The sequence below is a fragment of the Paenibacillus xylanilyticus genome (assembly GCF_009664365.1).
Lineage (GTDB): Bacteria > Bacillota > Bacilli > Paenibacillales > Paenibacillaceae > Paenibacillus > Paenibacillus xylanilyticus_A.
Genome location: NZ_CP044310.1, coordinates 275270 through 293515 on the forward strand (window position 1 = coordinate 275270; position 18246 = coordinate 293515).

General features: G+C 47.9%; 11 protein-coding genes. 2 read left to right on the forward strand and 9 right to left on the reverse strand.

Translation table 11 applies throughout. The features are described 5' to 3' along the window. Window positions 1-79 precede the first annotated feature (79 nt). The 8 genes from F4V51_RS01255 to F4V51_RS01295 all read right to left on the reverse strand — a co-directional run bounded on the left by F4V51_RS01255 (window position 80) and on the right by F4V51_RS01295 (window position 13465). The gene (locus F4V51_RS01255; protein WP_153976547.1) at window positions 80-3022 is read right to left on the reverse strand and encodes a DUF5704 domain-containing protein; all 2943 of its coding nucleotides are present in this window, start codon (window positions 3020-3022) and stop codon (window positions 80-82) included. A gap of 438 nt (window positions 3023-3460) precedes the next feature. After that, window positions 3461-4738: an S-layer homology domain-containing protein gene (locus F4V51_RS01260; protein WP_153976548.1), complete on the reverse strand. Its 1278-nt coding sequence runs from the start codon at window positions 4736-4738 to the stop codon at window positions 3461-3463. 452 nt (window positions 4739-5190) lie between these two features. Continuing rightward, window positions 5191-5823 carry a uridine kinase gene (udk, locus tag F4V51_RS01265; protein ID WP_095293127.1) on the reverse strand — a complete coding sequence of 211 codons (633 nt, stop codon included), beginning with the start codon at window positions 5821-5823 and terminating at the stop codon, window positions 5191-5193. A 228-nt stretch (window positions 5824-6051) separates the two neighbouring features. Continuing rightward, the gene (locus F4V51_RS01270) at window positions 6052-6591 is read right to left on the reverse strand and encodes a VanZ family protein (protein WP_153976549.1); all 540 of its coding nucleotides are present in this window, start codon (window positions 6589-6591) and stop codon (window positions 6052-6054) included. A gap of 33 nt (window positions 6592-6624) precedes the next feature. Next, on the reverse strand, window positions 6625-7746 hold the full coding sequence (locus tag F4V51_RS01275; RefSeq protein WP_153976550.1) for a DUF4179 domain-containing protein: 1122 nt from the start codon (window positions 7744-7746) through the stop codon (window positions 6625-6627). Then, window positions 7730-8263, reverse strand: coding sequence for an RNA polymerase sigma factor (locus F4V51_RS01280; RefSeq protein ID WP_153976551.1), 534 nt, complete (start codon window positions 8261-8263; stop codon window positions 7730-7732). Before F4V51_RS01280 ends, F4V51_RS01275 begins: the two co-directional genes overlap by 17 nt. 412 nt (window positions 8264-8675) lie before the next feature. Further along, window positions 8676-11693, reverse strand: a complete 3018-nt coding sequence (locus F4V51_RS01290) for a DEAD/DEAH box helicase (protein WP_153980518.1) — start codon at window positions 11691-11693, stop codon at window positions 8676-8678. Between the two features lie 5 nt (window positions 11694-11698). After that, window positions 11699-13465 (reverse strand): SWIM zinc finger family protein, encoded by a 1767-nt coding sequence (locus tag F4V51_RS01295; RefSeq protein WP_153976553.1) that lies wholly within the window; start codon window positions 13463-13465, stop codon window positions 11699-11701. 275 nt (window positions 13466-13740) lie between these two features. Here F4V51_RS01295 and F4V51_RS01300 point away from each other — a divergent pair, with 275 nt between their 5' ends. Further along, window positions 13741-14559 (forward strand): endonuclease/exonuclease/phosphatase family protein, encoded by an 819-nt coding sequence (locus F4V51_RS01300; RefSeq protein WP_153976554.1) that lies wholly within the window; start codon window positions 13741-13743, stop codon window positions 14557-14559. A gap of 145 nt (window positions 14560-14704) precedes the next feature. On the opposite strand, the gene F4V51_RS01305 is transcribed toward F4V51_RS01300, so the two are convergent. Then, window positions 14705-15532, reverse strand: a complete 828-nt coding sequence (locus F4V51_RS01305) for a methyl-accepting chemotaxis protein (RefSeq protein ID WP_153976555.1) — start codon at window positions 15530-15532, stop codon at window positions 14705-14707. Between the two features lie 374 nt (window positions 15533-15906). Here F4V51_RS01305 and F4V51_RS01310 point away from each other — a divergent pair, with 374 nt between their 5' ends. After that, on the forward strand, window positions 15907-18243 hold the full coding sequence (locus F4V51_RS01310) for a glycoside hydrolase family 88/105 protein (protein WP_153976556.1): 2337 nt from the start codon (window positions 15907-15909) through the stop codon (window positions 18241-18243). The last annotated feature ends 3 nt before the right edge of the window (window positions 18244-18246 follow it).

Sequence of the window (18246 nt, forward strand, 5' to 3'; positions counted from 1 at the left end):
TGCACACCGTTCAATGCGATCCAATATGCGTAAGCCTGCTGGCGCAGCCGAGTATTAAGCATCTCCTGTTGTCTTTATTTTAATGTGGTACTTGGGATTGGAAGTCGTTTCGGCTCGACCGATTGGCATGGTAGAAGACAACATCCCCGTCTTGGATGGGCCAAGTATTGCCTTCAGTATTGACCGGATTGTTCTGAAAACCCTCCATCTGCCACTGATTCATCAGAGGTGCATAGATGTACTGGAGATGAGGCGCGTCCGTATCGCCATTTCGTAGACTTTCAATATTGAAGTTGACCACGATATACCCATTCCTCAGGAACACAGCGGACTTTTCATCCAACTGATTTTGTCTCGCAAGTGGCTCCAAATTCGTGCCTTTCGGCACGGCGTATACATCAGCTGGCAGGCTGTATTCTCCGTACCAGTGCTGGATGGCTGCATTTGCCCGATCCAAGTTAACGCCTTGCGGGATGTCTGTTTTGGGTCCGATCAATGTACGAATGGATGAGGGCAGGATCATCCAATCATAACGTCCGACCCACGTTTTCTGGTGCGAGATCTGATCGACGAAACGAACCATGTATTCAGCCAGTGTGCCTTGGCTCTGCTCCTCTTTGGTCAGTTCAAAGGTGTATCGATAACGAGCGGTATCGCCCATTTCGGTACCAGGAACATTCCGCAAACGGGCATTCAGAACCACAAAGCGTTTCTCCAAATCCTGTGCAGATCCAATACGGATAAATCTTTCCTGTCCTCTGTGGTAATACAGATCGACCTCCTGCCGGGAGGTGCCATCCTCGTTCACGAAATGAAAAGTTGGCGTAATCCGTACCCCATCCTGCTGACCAAACATATTACCTTTCGTTTTGAGGTCAAACTTGATATGGTACCCGGTTTTTACAGCCACATTTTTGAATCCCTGTATTGGATGGCTGCCTGGACGAATGGGCAATACGAAAGGTGCCAGATTGCCACGAGGGTCACCATCTATACGATTCAAGCCTGTCCAATAGCTGACTCCCGTTGGCTCGGGGCTGCCTGGCTGTTTGCGAAAAACATTTTCCCAGTTGTAGTCCGAAATGTCGGTGACGTGAAAATCGTATAGCCTACCGATGACGTCGACTGGAACCGTATCGGCAGCTACGTGATGGGCCAGGTTGGTATTGGCATCCTGCTGTTCGGTGAAGTTGGGGGGAGCGTTCTCCGCAATGTTGCGGAATTCAATTTCATAGTTGCCCTCGTCTACCCATACCGGGAGGTAAAAGCTGGTGTCCAGCTGATTTACCGGGATATCTACCCAGGTTTTAGCCGGGATAAATTGGCTTCTATCCGCGGTATAGACATCAAACGGGAATTTCACCTGTTTCATTCGAAAATATTTGGCATAGTCCCGATTGCCATAACCGGGGTAACTTGCTGCGTCCAAATGCTGACCAGTCGTTGGTATACGGACAATAAAAGGACGTTCCAGAATCAGTGCTGACCGGGTTAGATCCGGAGTCGTCTTCTGATTATGAGCCTGATCATCCGATACCAGGGCGTAGTTTACGACTGGGGTGTGCACGGTAACGGTGTTAATGCCGTTAATCGGGAAATCTTTGTTGGCGCCGCCATTTACATTCCCGGGCAGCAGATCGTAATAAATGGTACCGGAACTTGGTGTGTTTTCTTTGTTGACCAGCGTGTTACTAATCATGTTATTTGGCTTATAGAGGACATCCTGGCCAATCGTTGTAGGGTTAGGAATATTCGATGGCGTAGGTCCATCCTTGGTCGCCTCCGTGTCGTCCATAATCTTGGTATTGTTGAATATGACCGAGTCATTATTCACTTTTGCCTGAGGGGTGTTGGACTCCGCCATTCCCTTCAAACGCGACGTATCATCCGGTACATCTGGAGGTGCATCCAGCCCGCCTGTTAATTTGGGTGGGGTATAGGAGATAGACGTTGTTTGCCCTGGTCTGACATGGCTCTCCACGTTTTCATCGTTTTTGGATACCAAAGTTGGCGGTGTATATCCGGATGGAATCATGGTGACCAGTTCACCCGGCAGGGCATAATTCTTCATGGTCGCTTTTGTGATCTTGTATACTTCAAGATTGTTGATTTTCCAGTACGAGTAGTCCCGTGTAATCTGGAAATTGTATGGTTTGGTTACTGTGTCATTGGCTGGAACAGGTGGTCCATCCGTACAGCCATCCTCGGTACAGATATCAGGGCCCGGTACAGTCCATTCCCTGTCATAGGACAGCGTAACACTGCAATCATACGTGACTTTGCCCGACATTTTCGCCCAGGCCTGCTTGAAGAGATAGTTGTCAGCAAATGCATTGGTATACAGTGACTCAGAAGTAGGGATTCCTCTCAATACATTGAATGTCTCATTTCCTCTGTTATCTGCTTTTATAACACCGTTAGCATTTGGATCAAGGTCACTCATGCTCATAATGGTCCCTGTAGATGGTGGCCCGATTGTCGGTGAACAACCAATACCACTTCCGCCCCCATTTCCTCCGCCACCCCCGTTCCCGGGATCTTCTTCTACGCCAATCGTTGTGGTTGTCGTTAATTGGAAGTCGTCTTTTTCCCACAGTACGGTGATGGTGGTAGTACCTCTGCTTACGGCTTGGACAAGCCCTGAATTACTAACGGTTGCAACAGCAGGGTTGGAGGAAGTCCATGTCGTGCGCCCATTACCGCTATTTACATTGGTTTCAGCACCAAAGCTTCCATCACCGGTTTTGGTCTTTACGGTTGCATTTAATTGCTTGGATTGGTTAATGCTGAGTTGGCCGCCATTGGTAAGATTGATTTCTTTGGTGATCTCGGCTAAAGCTTTCCAGTATAGATCCGTGTTGAATTGATAATCCGCATTCCATTTGGGCGGATTATATTCTGCTGTTTTAATTGGTGGAATAGCACCACCAATTTGTGTGGTGAATTTTGTTCTACGGCCAGTAAATGATTCAACAGAAACCAAGATTGGCTCTCCTGGTTCATAATAAGCTGTATTATCCATGTAATGAGGCTCATTAGATCTATCAGTAATTTCTGCATTGGAGCGCTTTTCACCGGCTTTATCAAAGTAATCGGATGGAATGTAAACATCTTTATTCAAGTCAAGGTCGACACAGACTGTTGAGGAAACAGGAAGGTTCTTGCTAGGGTCGTTTTGTAGTTCGATGTTGTTGCACTGACCATCAACTTTCCATCTAAGACTGTCAACCTGGTAAATATATACACCTATGTTGGTCTTTTTTGTCCCCTCAACAGGAATGACCTTTTTTTGCGATTTTGCAGGGGTAGGAGGCTCCATATGAAATGACTCCAATGCAGGTTTGACACCTGGCCCCCCACCTGCATGGACTTGGGTTACTGAAGATACTAATAAAACCAATGACAGAACGATCAATACAGCTTTTTTAAAAAATACTTTTTGCCCCAATATTTATCCCCTCTAATCTGTGGCTATTACGCTGTAGGTAGGACCTTCTTTGGCGACAAGGCTGACATCGGAAATCAACTCCTTATCGAAATGTAAAAGCCCTCTACTCCAATAGACCGGATTATTAACAGTGAATACACCTCTACTTTTAGTGACATCATTAATACTAGGCCCACCATATGCAGTAAATGCATCTGATCTTGGAGAATTCATAGGATTAATTGTTGCTGAGTTCAGTAAACTTCCAGCTTGAAGTGAAGTCATAGTTTTACTTTTCACGTTCAATTCAAGTTCTGCAAAAGAATAGTATGCTCCCCTTAAGAGAGTGAATCCTTCGTCTACAAAAACAGGGTAATAGATACTTCTTGCAGAACCTTTTGCAAAGGTATTAACAATAATCCAATTCTTTATCTTGAGGTCAGCATAACTAGTGTCAGTAATAATATTTTTGTTTCGAACTTTCGAGAAGTCGTCTGTGACTTCGCTGTAATCAACGTTTGGTGAAACCTTCTTTTCTGGTGTTTTCTGATATTTAGGTGCAATAATGCTCAAATTCGTCCCCGTTAAACCAACTGCACGCAACTCATTCAAGCCCTGAAAATCAGCAGGCTTCGTTTTCGCCACACTTGCATAACGAGCGATCAGCACAGCAACTTCGGCCCTTGTCGTAGTGCGATCGGTTCCAAAATTTTTATCATTAGCAACACTCATCAACCCTGTACCCAGAGCAACAGCGACAGCATTTTTTTGGTTGCTTGCCAGTTTGCCTGTGAAGTATTCCTTCGCAGGTATCACCGTATTGGTTACATCAGACAGAGCTTGTTTGTAATCCGAATCAACCACGGTCAGCCCCTGTGCCAGCCAGATCGCCATTTCTCCCCGTGTTAGAGATGCCTTGGCATCGAGTTTTCCATTGTAGTTGGCAGGGCTGATGAAGCCTTTGGCAATCGCAGCGGATACGCCACTTTTTGCCCATTCAGGCACGTCTGTAAAGTTATTTGTTTCTTGTATGGCTGCATTAGGCTGATCGGTTAAACGTCCGAGAATACTAGCCATTTCGGCCTTGGTCACGGGTGAGCTTGGTTTGAATGTCCCATCGGCATACCCTTGGAAAAATCCCTGTTCAACTGCGGAGTTGATCGCTGCAGCCGCCCAGTGTGTCGAAGGAACATCTTTGAATTTTAGCGTAGCTTGAGCGGCTTCTACTGAACTCCCGATACTTCCTGAACCTATTACGCCCCCTGCAAGCAAAGCCAATGCCGTAACCCCGGTTAAAATCATTTTCTTCATGAATACTGCTCCTTTCTAATTTCAATTCCTCGTTGTGGTTATGTACTTGATACTGCTAGATACTAAATTTGTAATAATCATCAATATTCTACCATGTATAACTGGGTATTTGGTATTATTTCTCAATATTGGTGTTCCGAATTTTGGTTTAAAACCCCTCCTCTAGACCCATCCAACCTCCCAAAACACAAAAAAAGGCCACGAATCCGTAGATTCATAGCCTTATGCTTTAAGGTAGAAGATCTAATATGTAGTTGCCAAGCTCATATATTTCAAGGATAACCCATTTTCACCCATTTGAAAAGAGAGAAACAGAATAACACCAAAAATCCAGACTGCACCAACGCAGCCTGGATTTCAGTTGAATTTACATTGAATGTTGTAGCTGTTCCGTGCCTGCTTCTCTCAAACCAGAAGAGGCAGGCGGCTAACAATTCTGCATTAGATATCTTCTATGCGCCGTTCCATTTCTCTCCGGTCAGGTATTTCTCGGTCAAAATCGACAACATCTGAATGCCGACTTCGTTATGTCCACCTTCGGGGATAATAATGTCCGCGTACTTTTTGGAAGGCTCGATAAAGGCATCGTGCATAGGTTTGACGGTTTCGAGATATTGTTTGTAAACGGATTGAATCGTACGTCCACGTTCCTCCATATCCCGCAGCACTCTCCGCAAAATGCGAACGTCGGAATCGGTATCGACAAATACCTTGATGTCCAGCAGGGCACGTAGATGTTCGTCGATGAGCACATGAAGGCCTTCTACAATAACGATATGGTTCGGTGCGAGTTCAACCGTCTCATTGGCAGCACGGTTATCTATGGTGAAGTCATATACGGGAGCATATGCCGTTTGTCCTTGCTTCAGCAGGGTAAGATGCTCAATCAACAGATCATTGTCGAATGCAAACGGATGATCGTAATTGGTGAGTCGACGCTGCTCTGGCGTGAGCTGTGATTGATCTTTGTAATAATTGTCCTGGGATATAAACGTCACTTTGCCTGATCCAAGACGGTCGATGACGGAGCGAGCTACCGTCGTTTTACCGGAGCCGGTCCCTCCGGCGATACCAATAATGAGCATGGTTGTTCCATAAACCTCCCTAGATTGGCAGCATGATCAGTAGATGGAGAGCATCAAAAATGAGCTCTATCTGCATGTCTGTCTGCGAATACACAATTCCTTCATTGTATCACAGCTTGCTGACTTTTTCATCTTAAGGAACAGACCATGTTTTGCCTTTCGGGAGGCATACTCATTTTCAGATTTAAGATTCTAACGCATAGTAGAGCGCTTGTGCCCTCGCATGGTTCAGGGAAGAATCAGGTTCTGGCCAATCAGGCGAATGAGCAGACCAAGAATAACAAAACCAAGCACACTTCCTGCCGTATTCGCAATTAGATCATTAATATCAGTCGAGCGGCCATTCCCCAGAGTAATCCGGATCACAAGCTGCAATATTTCAATAGTGAAACTTAACATTAGGCCCGCCGATGCCGCTTTGCGTATCGAGTCAACCGATGGTTTCAAAAGAGGAAGCAGGAACCCCAGCGGCATAAACAGCACAATGTTCAGAAGGAAACTTGGCGCATCGGCAGTCAGGAGCGGAACCCATTGAAGGTTCTTGTACCAGGGTGTCTGGTTGGCATAGATTCCGATATTCACATCGATTGGGAAAAATACAAAATGCAGCACGCCAAGCATGTATATAGCGAATGTCAGCATCAGCAGATACTGTTTGCTCGTATATCTAACTTTGCTCACCCTGGCGTGGATCACCAGAGCGAGCAGATTCAGAATAAATAGTGGACCAAGGACACTTAGAGATGAAATGGTAAATTGAATGGACATGCGATGACCCCTTTGCAAGGAAATGAGTTCGAGCTATTGGAGCTGAACTTTCATTTCCATTCCCTGAATAAATTGATTGTCTTTGACCTCTTCGGTAAAGTCATCTTTCATTTCAAAAGGTTTTACTACCAGGTATTTTACATCCTTCGCTGTTGTCGCATATATGCTTTCCCATTTCAACTGGTTATCTTCATAGATACCCTCGCCGCTGAGTGCAGTCAGTTGCCGACCTTGATCATCATAGATGGCAAACCTGATGTCCTGCAGCTGTTCTTTTTCTTTGTCAGTCAACGTTTGTTTCCCCTTCAAACCGATGGCGGCAGTTAAGCGTGTTGTGATAGGAGTAACCTCGGCTTTCGTAACAGTGGCCGTAAACAAGCCATTCTCCGTGACGGTATCAGGCTGAACCTTGTAGGTGTCCGTTGTTGATTTGGTAAATGGAACGGTTAACTCAAACTCATGATCCAGCCCTTGCAGTGTCAACTTAACCTTGGCATCGAACTGATCCGGGAATTCACCTTTATGATCCGTAGGAATGATCTGTTCAAAAAGCAGGGTATCGGGCTCGTTCGCCCCGGCTGAACTATAAAATAGGCCTTCATCTGGGCTAAATCCATTTACATTGAGGAAAACGTTGTCGACTGCGCTGCTCAGCTTCACAATGTCCTTGCCGTTATCATACATGCCCTGATTCAGGTTGGGAGCCGTGACATGAACCAGAAATGCTGCGCGTGTGCCATCGTATACCGTTTCCAATACCTTGAATTTTACATCCTGATAAGCAAAGGAACTGTTTACTGGAGTAGTCAAACCTTCGTTACCCGCTGTTCTCAGACCCATATCCGCTTCAATTGAGCTGAAGAGGCTGCCTACGAGCGGAATGTTGCGCAGAGAATCAGCCATGGCTGGAGACACAAATCCGGATGCAAATACAGTAACACCTAATACACCTGCGGCAACGGCAGCCGCTGCGGTACGACGCAGTCCTTTGTTTACCCGGCGCGGACGCTGAGCTTGTTCACTATTCAGCTGGCTGGGTGATTCGGGAAGGGACTCCAGTGTGGCATCAATTCGAGTGCGTACAAGATTAGACATGGCAGGGCGCTCCTTCGCTTGTTTTTTTAACTCCTGATCGATATTAAATGGGTTCGACATGCAATTTTACCTCCCGAAAGTTTTTGAATTTTTGGTATAGTTCCTGCCGTGCCCGGCTAAGTCTCATTTTTACCGCACTCTCGGATATATTCAGCGTATCCGCTACCTGACGCAGGGTTAGATCCTCAAAATAATGCAGCACAATGACAATTCGTTTTGATTCTTCCAGTCGATCAACTGCTTCTCTCATATCTACCTCGTCGTAGGGACTGGATACTTCCTGCTTGGCAGGCACCTCTGCATAGGATGTGGAGAGGGAGCGACGGGAGAGCATGGTATTACATTCGTTAATGAGGATGCGGAACATCCAGGTCTTGAAATACTGGGGTTCACGAAGCGTAGGCATGGATTTATAAGCTTTCAGGATTGTCTCCTGAATGGCATCCGCCACGTCCTCCTCTTTTCGCAGCATGGATTTTGCTGTATTGTATAGGGAATTTTCAATTTCTCGGATGAGCCTGATAAAGGCGTCACGATCTCCCTGAATGGCTTGGTTGACGAGATCGGTCGGGTCCATGGATAACAGCTCCTTTCTTGGATTACGGGATAACAGCTCCCTGCTTGGTTTTTACATGAATTAGACTTTCGATGGGCTGATATGGTCACAATTATTTTTTTTAAAGGAAATGTGGTTGCTTAATATGGACGCTTGGGAACGGGCTGTACCCTTCAGATGGAGATGCTGCGTCTGCAATCCTTGTCCAACAAGCGTAATGAGGCGTTTGACGTGATGACGAACTTTATCAAAAAAATGCAGGATTCCAGATCATCCATCATCGGCAACATGCGTTAATCTACACTTTTTATCTGCCCCTTTGTGGTCAACGAAAGGTCATGAGGTATAACAAAAAAGCGAAGTTCTCGACGCAGCGTCGGTAACTTCGCTTTTCTGCTTTCTTAGCCATTAGCCCATATAGCAGCTTCGGCACTTAACCCGACCAGTCACGGCGGCGAGTAAAGAGATCCTTCAGCTCGTCCGTTGACAATTCGGTAATCCAGTTCTCGGAGCTGGTGATAATATTGTCGCTAAGCTGCTGCTTGCTCTCCAACATCTCGTCTATACGCTCTTCCAGCGTGCCGAGGGAAATAAATTTGTGCACCTGGACATCCTTCGTCTGTCCCATGCGATATGCCCGGTCGGTGGCCTGGTTTTCCACGGCGGGGTTCCACCAGCGGTCGAAGTGAAATACATGATTCGCAGCGGTCAGGTTCAGACCCACGCCGCCTGCCTTAATGGACAGGATGAAGACGGATGGCTGTTCATGCGCAGGCAGTGTACGGGACTGGAAATGGTCGATCATACGATCCCGGGCCGTCTTGGATGTCCCACCATGCAGATACAATACAGGCTCCTGCAGTTCCTGCTGGAGAACCTGCTGCAGCATCTGACCCATACCGATGTACTGGGTGAAAATAAGGCATCGCTCGCCCTCTTCACGCAGCTCACGCACAAGCTCCATCAACCGTTCCAGCTTCGCGGAGCGGCTGATCAGCATCGCCATGTCCTGTGGACTATACAGGTCATACTCCGTATTGGAGCCGTCCGAAGGCAACGTCTCCGGCAGAGCTTCCTTCGTCAGGAGCAGCGGATGGTCACACAGCTGCTTGAGCTGGGTTAACGCAGATAGAATCGCACCTTTGCGCTTAATGCCTTCCAGCTCTTTCATTTTATCCATCAGTGCCTGAACGGATTGATCGTATAGGGCACTCTGCTCGCCGGTAAGATGAATGTAGGTTTTCATCTCGTTTTTGTCCGGCAGGTCGAGCTGGATATTCGGATCCTTTTTCTTGCGGCGAAGCATAAATGGTTTGACCAGCTGCTGCAGATCCAGCATGCGCTGCTCATCTTTGTCTTTCTCAATCGCGGTAATAAACCGGGTTTGGAAAGCACGTGCGCTGCCAAGGTATCCCGGATTAATGAAGTCGTAGATGGACCATAGCTCGGCCAAACGATTTTCAATCGGTGTACCTGTCAATGCGATACGGTGTTTAGCAGGGAAACTGCGTACCGCCATGGATTGCTTGGTTTGCGCATTTTTAATGTTCTGTGCCTCGTCCAGACAGATGGAAGCCCAAGTGTATGACTGTAACATCTCTTGGTCCAGGGTAGCGGTAGCATACGAAGTAATGATGATATCGACCTGCTCGGTCTGTTCCCTGAAGGCTTCTCCGCTAAGCCTGCGTGCACCGTAGTGCAGACTGACGTTAATCGAAGGTGCAAAACGGCTGATTTCCTTCTGCCAGTTGCCAAGTACCGAAGTGGGGCAGACGAGAAGGGCGGGAGCATCCTCGGGTAACCGCTGCTGATTCTCCTTGAGATGCAGCAAATACGTAATAAACTGAATGGTTTTGCCAAGTCCCATATCGTCCGCAAGGCAGGCGCCAAGGCCGAATTTGCGCAAGAATCCAAGCCATGCAAAGCCTTCTTTTTGATAAGAGCGAAGTTCTGCATGCAGTCCAGTCGGAACGGGAAGGGAAGGAGCCCCGCCTTGTCCACCACCAAGCTGTGCAATGATCCGGTTCAGGTGTTCATTCAGCTCGACCTCCAGACGAATATTCTCATTAGACTGCGGCTGCTGCTCCTCCTCGGTTTGCTGTCCTTCCTTCCATTTCTGATGACGATACTCACGCTGCTCATTTTGCAGCAGATGCAGGTGCAGAATGTCTTGAAACGACAGGCCCTGTTCCCGGTCGACACCACCCATGGCCCGCTTAATCTGCTCCAGCAGAGCAGGGTCGAGTGGTACCCACTCTCCGCGGAATCGTACCAGCCGCTCGTTGCGGGCAACGAGGTCGGCGAATTCCTCTTCACTGAGATCGGTATCTCCAATCGCAATGCGCCAGTCAAAATGAATAATGGAGTCCAGTCCGAAGAAGGACTGTCCGCGTTCACTGCCTTCCTCCGGCTTCACCTTGGCACGAAGTTTAGGTTTCTTCTTGCGGGCTGCTTCCCACCATCCCGGAAGCAGTACCTGCCAGCCTGATTCCAGCAGTCTACCGCTGTCTATGGTAAGGAACTGCCATGCATCCTGATCACTGAGCGGATCGCTGAGCACATCACGGCTCCCGCTGATGGAGCGGCTGATTCGCGGCAAATGTGCACGTAGCTGCTCCAGCCACCCGGCAGAACGGTCAAGGATAAATGCTGTCCACACCTCCGGCCATTCACCTTCAAGTCTTCCGCGGGAATCAAGCCGAACGGGAACCAATGAAGCAGCATCCAGCTTATCCTGCAAAACGACACGCAGCCGCCATGCGGGTTCATCGTCATCTGGCTCCAGCAATTGCAGAAGCGGGCGGAACGGGGCAGCATCTGCTTTCCATCCGATGGAGACAAGCCAGGCCTGGGCATCCATTCCAGCTGTCCTTGGTGGTGTCCCTCCTTGAGGGAACAGCTGAGGGAACTCGCGCCGCAGATCAGTTGCAGCTTCCTCAATGTTATACCACCGCTGGAATACAGTAGCTGAATAGGCCGCGTTAAGTCCTTCGGCGTAGCTCTCGTCTGTCTCTTCAAGGGCTTTGCTCAGCGCAGATCGATCCTGTGGCTTCATACTATCCGGATCCCAGCTCCATTGCAGCTGACCTGTACGATAAGCAGCGAAGCTGGGGACATATTTTCGGTTTTCAATGGTTGCAGCAAGGGTAGGAGCAAGCCTGATCAGATGAGCTGCCTGCTCGTCCCATTTCCATTCAATGTGCAGCAGCGTGTGCATCTCTGCGAAGAACGGGATGACCTCTTCCGCAGGCAGTACCACCAGATCGATATCTTCAATCTGTCTCGTCTCCAGCTCGGTTCCGTAGAAGGAAGGAGCATGCCAGGCGAATAGTCGCTGCTTAAGCGACTGCCCCGATACAAAATGATGAGTATTAAGGGCTCCATAAAATAAGGCATCACCGTATCCGGTTAATGCAACGTGGACTTCAATCGTTTCGGTATAGGGATGTATAAGGCTCATGAGATCAACTTACCTTTCCGAAGTTCTTCCTGCAGCGCACGCAGTCTGCTATTCCGCACAGCCAGTGCGGTGATGAAATCTTCCCAGCGTTCCTCTTGCTTCAGTTTTTTGTAGATTTTGGACAGCCGCTTCAGCAGCTTGACCGCTGCCTTGTAACCGTCTCTGTTCTTGTGACCAATGTATCGTTCCACAGCCTGATGGTAGAACGGGAGCAGGAGATCCGGTGCATCTTTTTCAATCGGCTGCAGCACTGCCACGCGAAATTCAAGTGGTTCTGTCTCCGTACTCAACTGAAAATCAATCCAGCGCCGCCACTGTCCGCGGCTATGCATGGCTTCTTCGTAAGCCGGACGGGAGTGAGGGAGCATGCTGACCAGGGTATCCCACATGTGATTTTCCATCTCGGGAAGATGCTTAATCGTCATGTCCCAAAGCTGCATATAATCCTGCAGAGGTTCATTCCGGCGATTGGCCAGCAGTGGTCCAAGCTGTGCAAGCCATGCACCGAGCCGTTTCCAATCCGATTCATCCGCGAGCACATGCAGAAAATGCAGCAGATGTTCTGCCGGGATGCCGTACGCCGTACTCCCGCTCGTCAACCGTTGCCAGGCTTGCTCGTCCTGATGCAAGTGGAAGTATATCCAGCTTTGTGCGAGCACAAGTGGCAAGGGTGCCGATTTTCTAGGCTTACCGGACTGGCTGCTGCCTGTCAGATTGGCAACACTTAGTACACTACCTACGCTATTGCTTGGTGTGTTCACAGCATCCTCTTTCAGCTGATCTTCGATGTCCTGTAAAATGTTCAGCTCCGATACGAGCAAATGATCCTTTTGTAAGTGAGGAACGATCCAATTTAGCCAAACCTGCCGATAGATCGGCGTGAACAGCATCAATGTGGACGTCTCGGACATCATCTGTGTACGGAGGTACGTTATGGTTTCTTCAAGCCGCTTCCACAACTGCTTAATCTTATTGTCCGGAAGCTCTGCAAATTGAAGGGGGCGGCTCAGTACCTGATCCATGCCTTTCTGAAGTGCATCTACGGCAAGCTGAGCAGGGTAACTCAGATAGATAGGCGTATTACTGATTGGATGGCGAGAAGGGATGCAGTATCGCATAAGGTACAGATGTACATGGAATTCAAACAGCTGATCCATCCCGGCGGATAATTTGGGCTTAATCGCATACAGTTCATCGGCAGCTTCTTGCACATATGTTGTACTTGGCGTGCCTGTACCTAATCGGGCCAAGCATTGTTCGAACAGTTCATGCCACTCCGTAATTTCCAGGCCTGCAAGCTCTAATGCCCGTTCCCTGATCTGACTGTACTGTTGATGAGGGATATCTGTATCCTGCTCGGATACCGCATCGGAGCGAAATGCAGACATGGAAGCTGCGGGCTTGGGTGCCTGTTTCAAAGCCGTGCTGGAATGAGCATTAACGATGGCATGCACGGGCCTTTCCAGCAGCTCGGCATAACTCATCATAACGGCAATGATATGTTTACAGCGCGAACCCACCGGGCACGTACAGTAGCTGGTGGGCAGAGACTGGACGCTCAAGGTGACGTTATATTCTTCAGAGCCCTGCACGTCGGCTGTGATTCCGTGATGTTCCGTTAAGGTTAATGATCCAACACGTTTCTGTTTATAATATTGGAATCCGCGCATAATCGTCAGATTATTAAAGTGCTCGGCAACCTCTCGAATCAATTGCTGCCACTGCGCATCATCCAGATTCATGTCAATCGGTATGTTCATCATTCCATCTCCTGGGCAATCATAGGTTTAACGATCCATACGTCTTGACGTATGGTGTGGATTTTCTGTATCCATCATATCAGTTATGGGTGTCCACGTGCATGGATTGAGAGAACTTGTAATAGACTTTTTGATCATTATAAATGGAATCAGCAGGGGTGGATTTACCCACCGGCATGCGTTATTGCTCCATATTGTGTATGCTTAGCGTATGTATTCCTTTCAGGAACGATACAGACCTTGAAGTGGTCAATTTTAATCAACAGGAGAGAGCATATATGAAAATACTTACGTTAAATACACACGCCTGGGCGGAAGAAGATCAGTTGAACAAGATCAGCCAGCTGGCTGATTTTATTAATACACATCAGTTTGATGTAATCTCCATGCAGGAAGTCAATCAATCCATAGAAGAGTCGGCATTGTCTGCAGAACACTTGCAGCATTTTATCTCAACCGATCCTGATGCCGTGATCAAAAAAGACAATTACGCTCATGTCTTGCTGACGCAGCTGACCGATACCTATTACTGGACATGGGTTCCAACGCATATCGGATTCAGCAAATACGATGAGGGTCTGGCGATCCTGAGCCGTACGCCGATTACGGCTTCTTTTGAAGAATATGTCTCTCACATGCGCGATTATAGCAACTATCGGACACGCAAAATTGTGGGAATACAGACATCCGTTGAAGGTGAGGCCGCGTGGTTTGTGAACGGACACTATAACTGGTGGGATGATGCACAGGAACCATTCAAGGGACAGTGGGAATTAACGGAGAGCAAACTTGCTCCATATCTGAATCAGCCGCTGTTTATTATGGGAGATTTTAATAATGTTGCGGAAGTGCGCGGGGAAGGCTACGATCACATCGTCAGCCAAGGCTGGAATGACCTGTACACCACTGCCGAACAAAAAGATGATGGAGCAACGGTAGTCAAAGCCATTGCCGGATGGGCTGACAACAAACGCGATCTTCGGATTGATTACATCTTCTCCAAACATCCGGTGCAGGCGAAGTCTTCTACTGTTGTGCTTAACGGCAAGAACGGCCCGGTTGTATCTGATCACTACGGGGTGGCTGTGGAAATTTAGCGAATGATTCTGGTTGTCCTGTAGCAAAAATAAAAAGCCTCCGCTGGCTTCCTGCATAAGGAAATCAGTCGGGGGCTTCTTTTATTGAATGCATATGTACATATATTGCGTTTGTCTATTTGTCCGTTCTATTATCTTGCTATTCCTACTCTAAGGCCAGCATCTCGGTCACAAATTTCTTCAGATTCGCACTGGTTTCGCTGAGCTGCTCGATACTTTGCATAAACTCACTGACCAACTGCGCCTGATCCACGGTTGCGGATGTAATCTGCCCAATCTCCAGCTCCATATGCTTCATTGAATCTTGGACGCTGCCTAGCGAAGTTTCGATATCTGAGGCTGCTTGTTTGGTGTGATCCGATAGCTTGCGAACTTCACTGGCAACGACACCGAACCCACTTCCCAGATCACCGACGCGAGCGGCTTCAATCATGGCGTTCAGGCCAAGCAAATTGGTTTGTTCAGATACTTCACGAATTACATTGGTTACCTTGGTCACACTGACTGAATTCTCTGCAGCTTGTTTGGAGTTGCGCAGGATCTCTTCCGAGGTCGCGGATAGTTCCTCCGAATGAGCTGCAATCTGCTGAATGCCACCAAGCAGGGCGTTAATGGTTGCTTCATTTTCACTGATCAGTTTCTCAAGGATGATATGGTTATCCAGCGCGTAATTTACGCCCAATATGCCCACAACCTGATCGTTCTCTTTAATCGGAATGAGTATGGCGTCAAAAGGTCTGCCTTGCAGATCGCCTGGCATTCTTGCCACGGTACGGGAATCACGGTTCGTCAGCATTTTGAAATCCTTATAGTCCTCGTGCAGCTCGTCCCCTACTTTTACACCAATCTCCAGCCCGTTGGCCTCGGCAAAATATAACACTTTCTCATGATCATTAATGGATATGGAAACATCGTCACGAAACATCTGTCTTACAAAAGGCATAGCATTTACCAAAGATTCAAGGATACTCAAGGCTCATCTTTCCTTTCCCATACAAAAAGTGGAATTTCCAATCTAATACCTTTATCGGCAGGCGATTCCCATTTTTAAACCGATTCTCTGATTTTGTTCTTACCGTATTTGATAATCTATGAAAAGTAGGGGACTCATTTCTATGATATGAAAGCGCAAACAAATTTCTATAGCCAATCAATAAACCTGTCAGTTATACTGGGGATATTATTCGGCTGTTTTGCAATAAGCTTGGAGTCATAAGCTTACGCTTCAATTGCCTTGGTACAAGGGATTTTCTCACCAAGGTTAAGCGCTATACTCAAATCGTATGCTTGGACAATTACATTTGAAGAGAGAGTGTTCATTCCATCCGGAGAGGACTGTGGCAATCCATGACAACGTATTTTGATGAACCGCAGAGTATGTACTACCGTTTTGGAGAGGATCAGGATCAGATATTGAAAGTGCTGGCTGAGAGGTATATCGGTGCCAATGCGCAAGCTGACTTTGTATATCGGGTGTTCCAGAAGTCGGGTATTCTGCAGAATGAGAAGGGGTTGTATGATTTCAATCTGAGTGAACGGTTCACGGATACCCATAAAGGACAGGTAGCCTATGCCGCAGCATTGGTATGGGGAGATGAGGATCGAAACCTGGATGTGCTCATTCGCTGCTATGGGCCAGTTCGATTCTATTTTAATGATCAGCTGGTGTACCGCTCAACGGTAATGGACGAGATTAATCCGGACGCCACGGTAAAAATGGGGATCGACATCAAGCCCGGCTGGAATACGTTATTGCTTGAGATGAAATATACCCCTGCTGGTTTTGGATGCCAGTTTGGTTCGGATGAAGGAAAGGTGCGCATTTTGAACGTGCTTGCGCCTTTTCAGGAACGTCAGGGACAGGCTGGATGGGTCTATACAAAGCCTATTGATCAGAAAGAAGCTGCCCGCGGATTAAGTACTTCATCCACATCCGAAAGCATTCAACCTAATTGGAACCTGTTTGGACGGGAACAGGATGATATATTTGAGTGGTTTCCAAGTAAGGAGTGGTCCCTCGAACAGCAGGCCAGACCGACATTGGAGCGATTATATGGACATGTTCCCGGACAGCGGGCCTACGCTTGGACACGAATAAACAATAGGGACTCGGCGGGAAGCCTTATAAGTTTGTCCGGCCATTCTTCCGGACCGCTAACGATATGGGTAAATGGGAAGCCAGCTGTACAGTTACAGGAAGCAGGAGCATTCGAGTCTGAAATACAGGCATCTTATGGTCAGAACGATCTCTTGGTATGCAGCGAATGCAGCGCGACCACTGAGCCATGGAGGTTCACTTTGAGCGCAGCCGTGAACGGGAAGCCGCTTGAATTGGAGCTGCCTAAACGTGTGCACGGAGCTTCAGGACAGAAGTGGATGTATGTTGGTCCTTTCCAAGCTGGAATGGAGCCGGAAGTGAAAGATTTATTGAGGACAGACCGTGTGTACAGGATAAATGCCTCGCCGGGCAGTAATGAAGTCGATAACCCAAACAAACATGCGGAGCATACGTATTGGCAGCTGGATCTGCCAGATGCATGGATTCGCCCGTATTATGAAAATGCAATGCTTAGCAATAAGTGGACGGTGGGCAGTGTGACCAATTACGGCCGCTGGGATTATCCGCTGGGTGTAACGGTTTATGGACTACTGCAAGCGGGACGCTATTTGGATCGCCCCGATATCATTCGTTATGCAGCAGAACATGTGCAGGCATGCACCCGAATGTATGATTACTCGCTATGGGACCTTGAACAGTACGGGTTCCCGGCGGTTAACCAGCAGCTGGTCATGATGAAAATGCTGGATAACTGCGGCTCTTTTGGTTCAGCCATGCTTGAGGCGTACTCGGAATGTAATGAACCGACGTTTCTACCGATTGCGGAGCGTATTGCTGATTTCATGCTCTTCCGATTGGAGCGGCAGGAAGACGGCGCATTTTACCGCGAGTGCATTGGGGAATTTGCCGAGAATACCATGTGGGCAGATGATCTCTACATGAGTACCCCGTTTCTGGTTCGGTATGCTCGTCTGACAGGGGAGCAATCGGCGCTGGACGAGGCAGCCAGACAATTTTTACTTTATCGCAAATATCTTTTTATGCCTGAATTCAAAATCATGTCTCATGTATATGATTTCAAATATGAACAAGCGACTCACATTCCGTGGGGACGTGGGAACGGATGGACACTGTTTTCCCTGACTGAAGTTTTGGAGGCTTTGCCAGCAGAGCACCCTGATCGCCCGGCATTAATCCGGTTCTTCAATGAATTGTGTGATGGTTATGCAGCCTTGCAGGGAGAGGGAGGATTATGGCATCAGGTGCTGAATGATGCAAACACGTACCAGGAAGCTTCCTGTACAGCCATGTTCGCTTATGGGTTTGCGCGGGGCGTTCGCTTCGGCTGGTTGGAGCAGCCAGAGCGTTATATTGAAGCTTCAGAGCGGGCCTGGAGTGGATTGACCCGGATAGCTATCGACCGCCAAGGCAATGTACACGGGGTATGCAGTGGATCCAGATATGCTTTCACGGCGGAATATTACGATAAGGATCTGCTGACTGTAACAAATGACAACCATGGTATTGGCATTATGATGCTGGCAGGTACTGAAGTGGCGAAAATGAAAGAGCACTTGGCCAGGCAGACCACAACACCAGCTACAGTGACGCAACCCTCCATGTGAGAA

What these genes read in the sequence shown, in the direction of transcription:
- F4V51_RS01255 (WP_153976547.1), bottom strand. Translation starts at nt 3,022, where the DNA reads ATGGATAATACAGCTTATTATGAACCAGGAGAGCCAATCTTGGTTTCT.
- F4V51_RS01260 (WP_153976548.1), bottom strand. Translation starts at nt 4,738, where the DNA reads ATGAAGAAAATGATTTTAACCGGGGTTACGGCATTGGCTTTGCTTGCA.
- udk (WP_095293127.1), bottom strand. Translation starts at nt 5,823, where the DNA reads ATGCTCATTATTGGTATCGCCGGAGGGACCGGCTCCGGTAAAACGACG.
- F4V51_RS01270 (WP_153976549.1), bottom strand. Translation starts at nt 6,591, where the DNA reads ATGTCCATTCAATTTACCATTTCATCTCTAAGTGTCCTTGGTCCACTA.
- F4V51_RS01275 (WP_153976550.1), bottom strand. Translation starts at nt 7,746, where the DNA reads ATGTCGAACCCATTTAATATCGATCAGGAGTTAAAAAAACAAGCGAAG.
- F4V51_RS01280 (WP_153976551.1), bottom strand. Translation starts at nt 8,263, where the DNA reads ATGGACCCGACCGATCTCGTCAACCAAGCCATTCAGGGAGATCGTGAC.
- F4V51_RS01295 (WP_153976553.1), bottom strand. Translation starts at nt 13,465, where the DNA reads ATGATGAACATACCGATTGACATGAATCTGGATGATGCGCAGTGGCAG.
- F4V51_RS01300 (WP_153976554.1), top strand. Translation starts at nt 13,741, where the DNA reads ATGAAAATACTTACGTTAAATACACACGCCTGGGCGGAAGAAGATCAG.
- F4V51_RS01310 (WP_153976556.1), top strand. Translation starts at nt 15,907, where the DNA reads ATGACAACGTATTTTGATGAACCGCAGAGTATGTACTACCGTTTTGGA.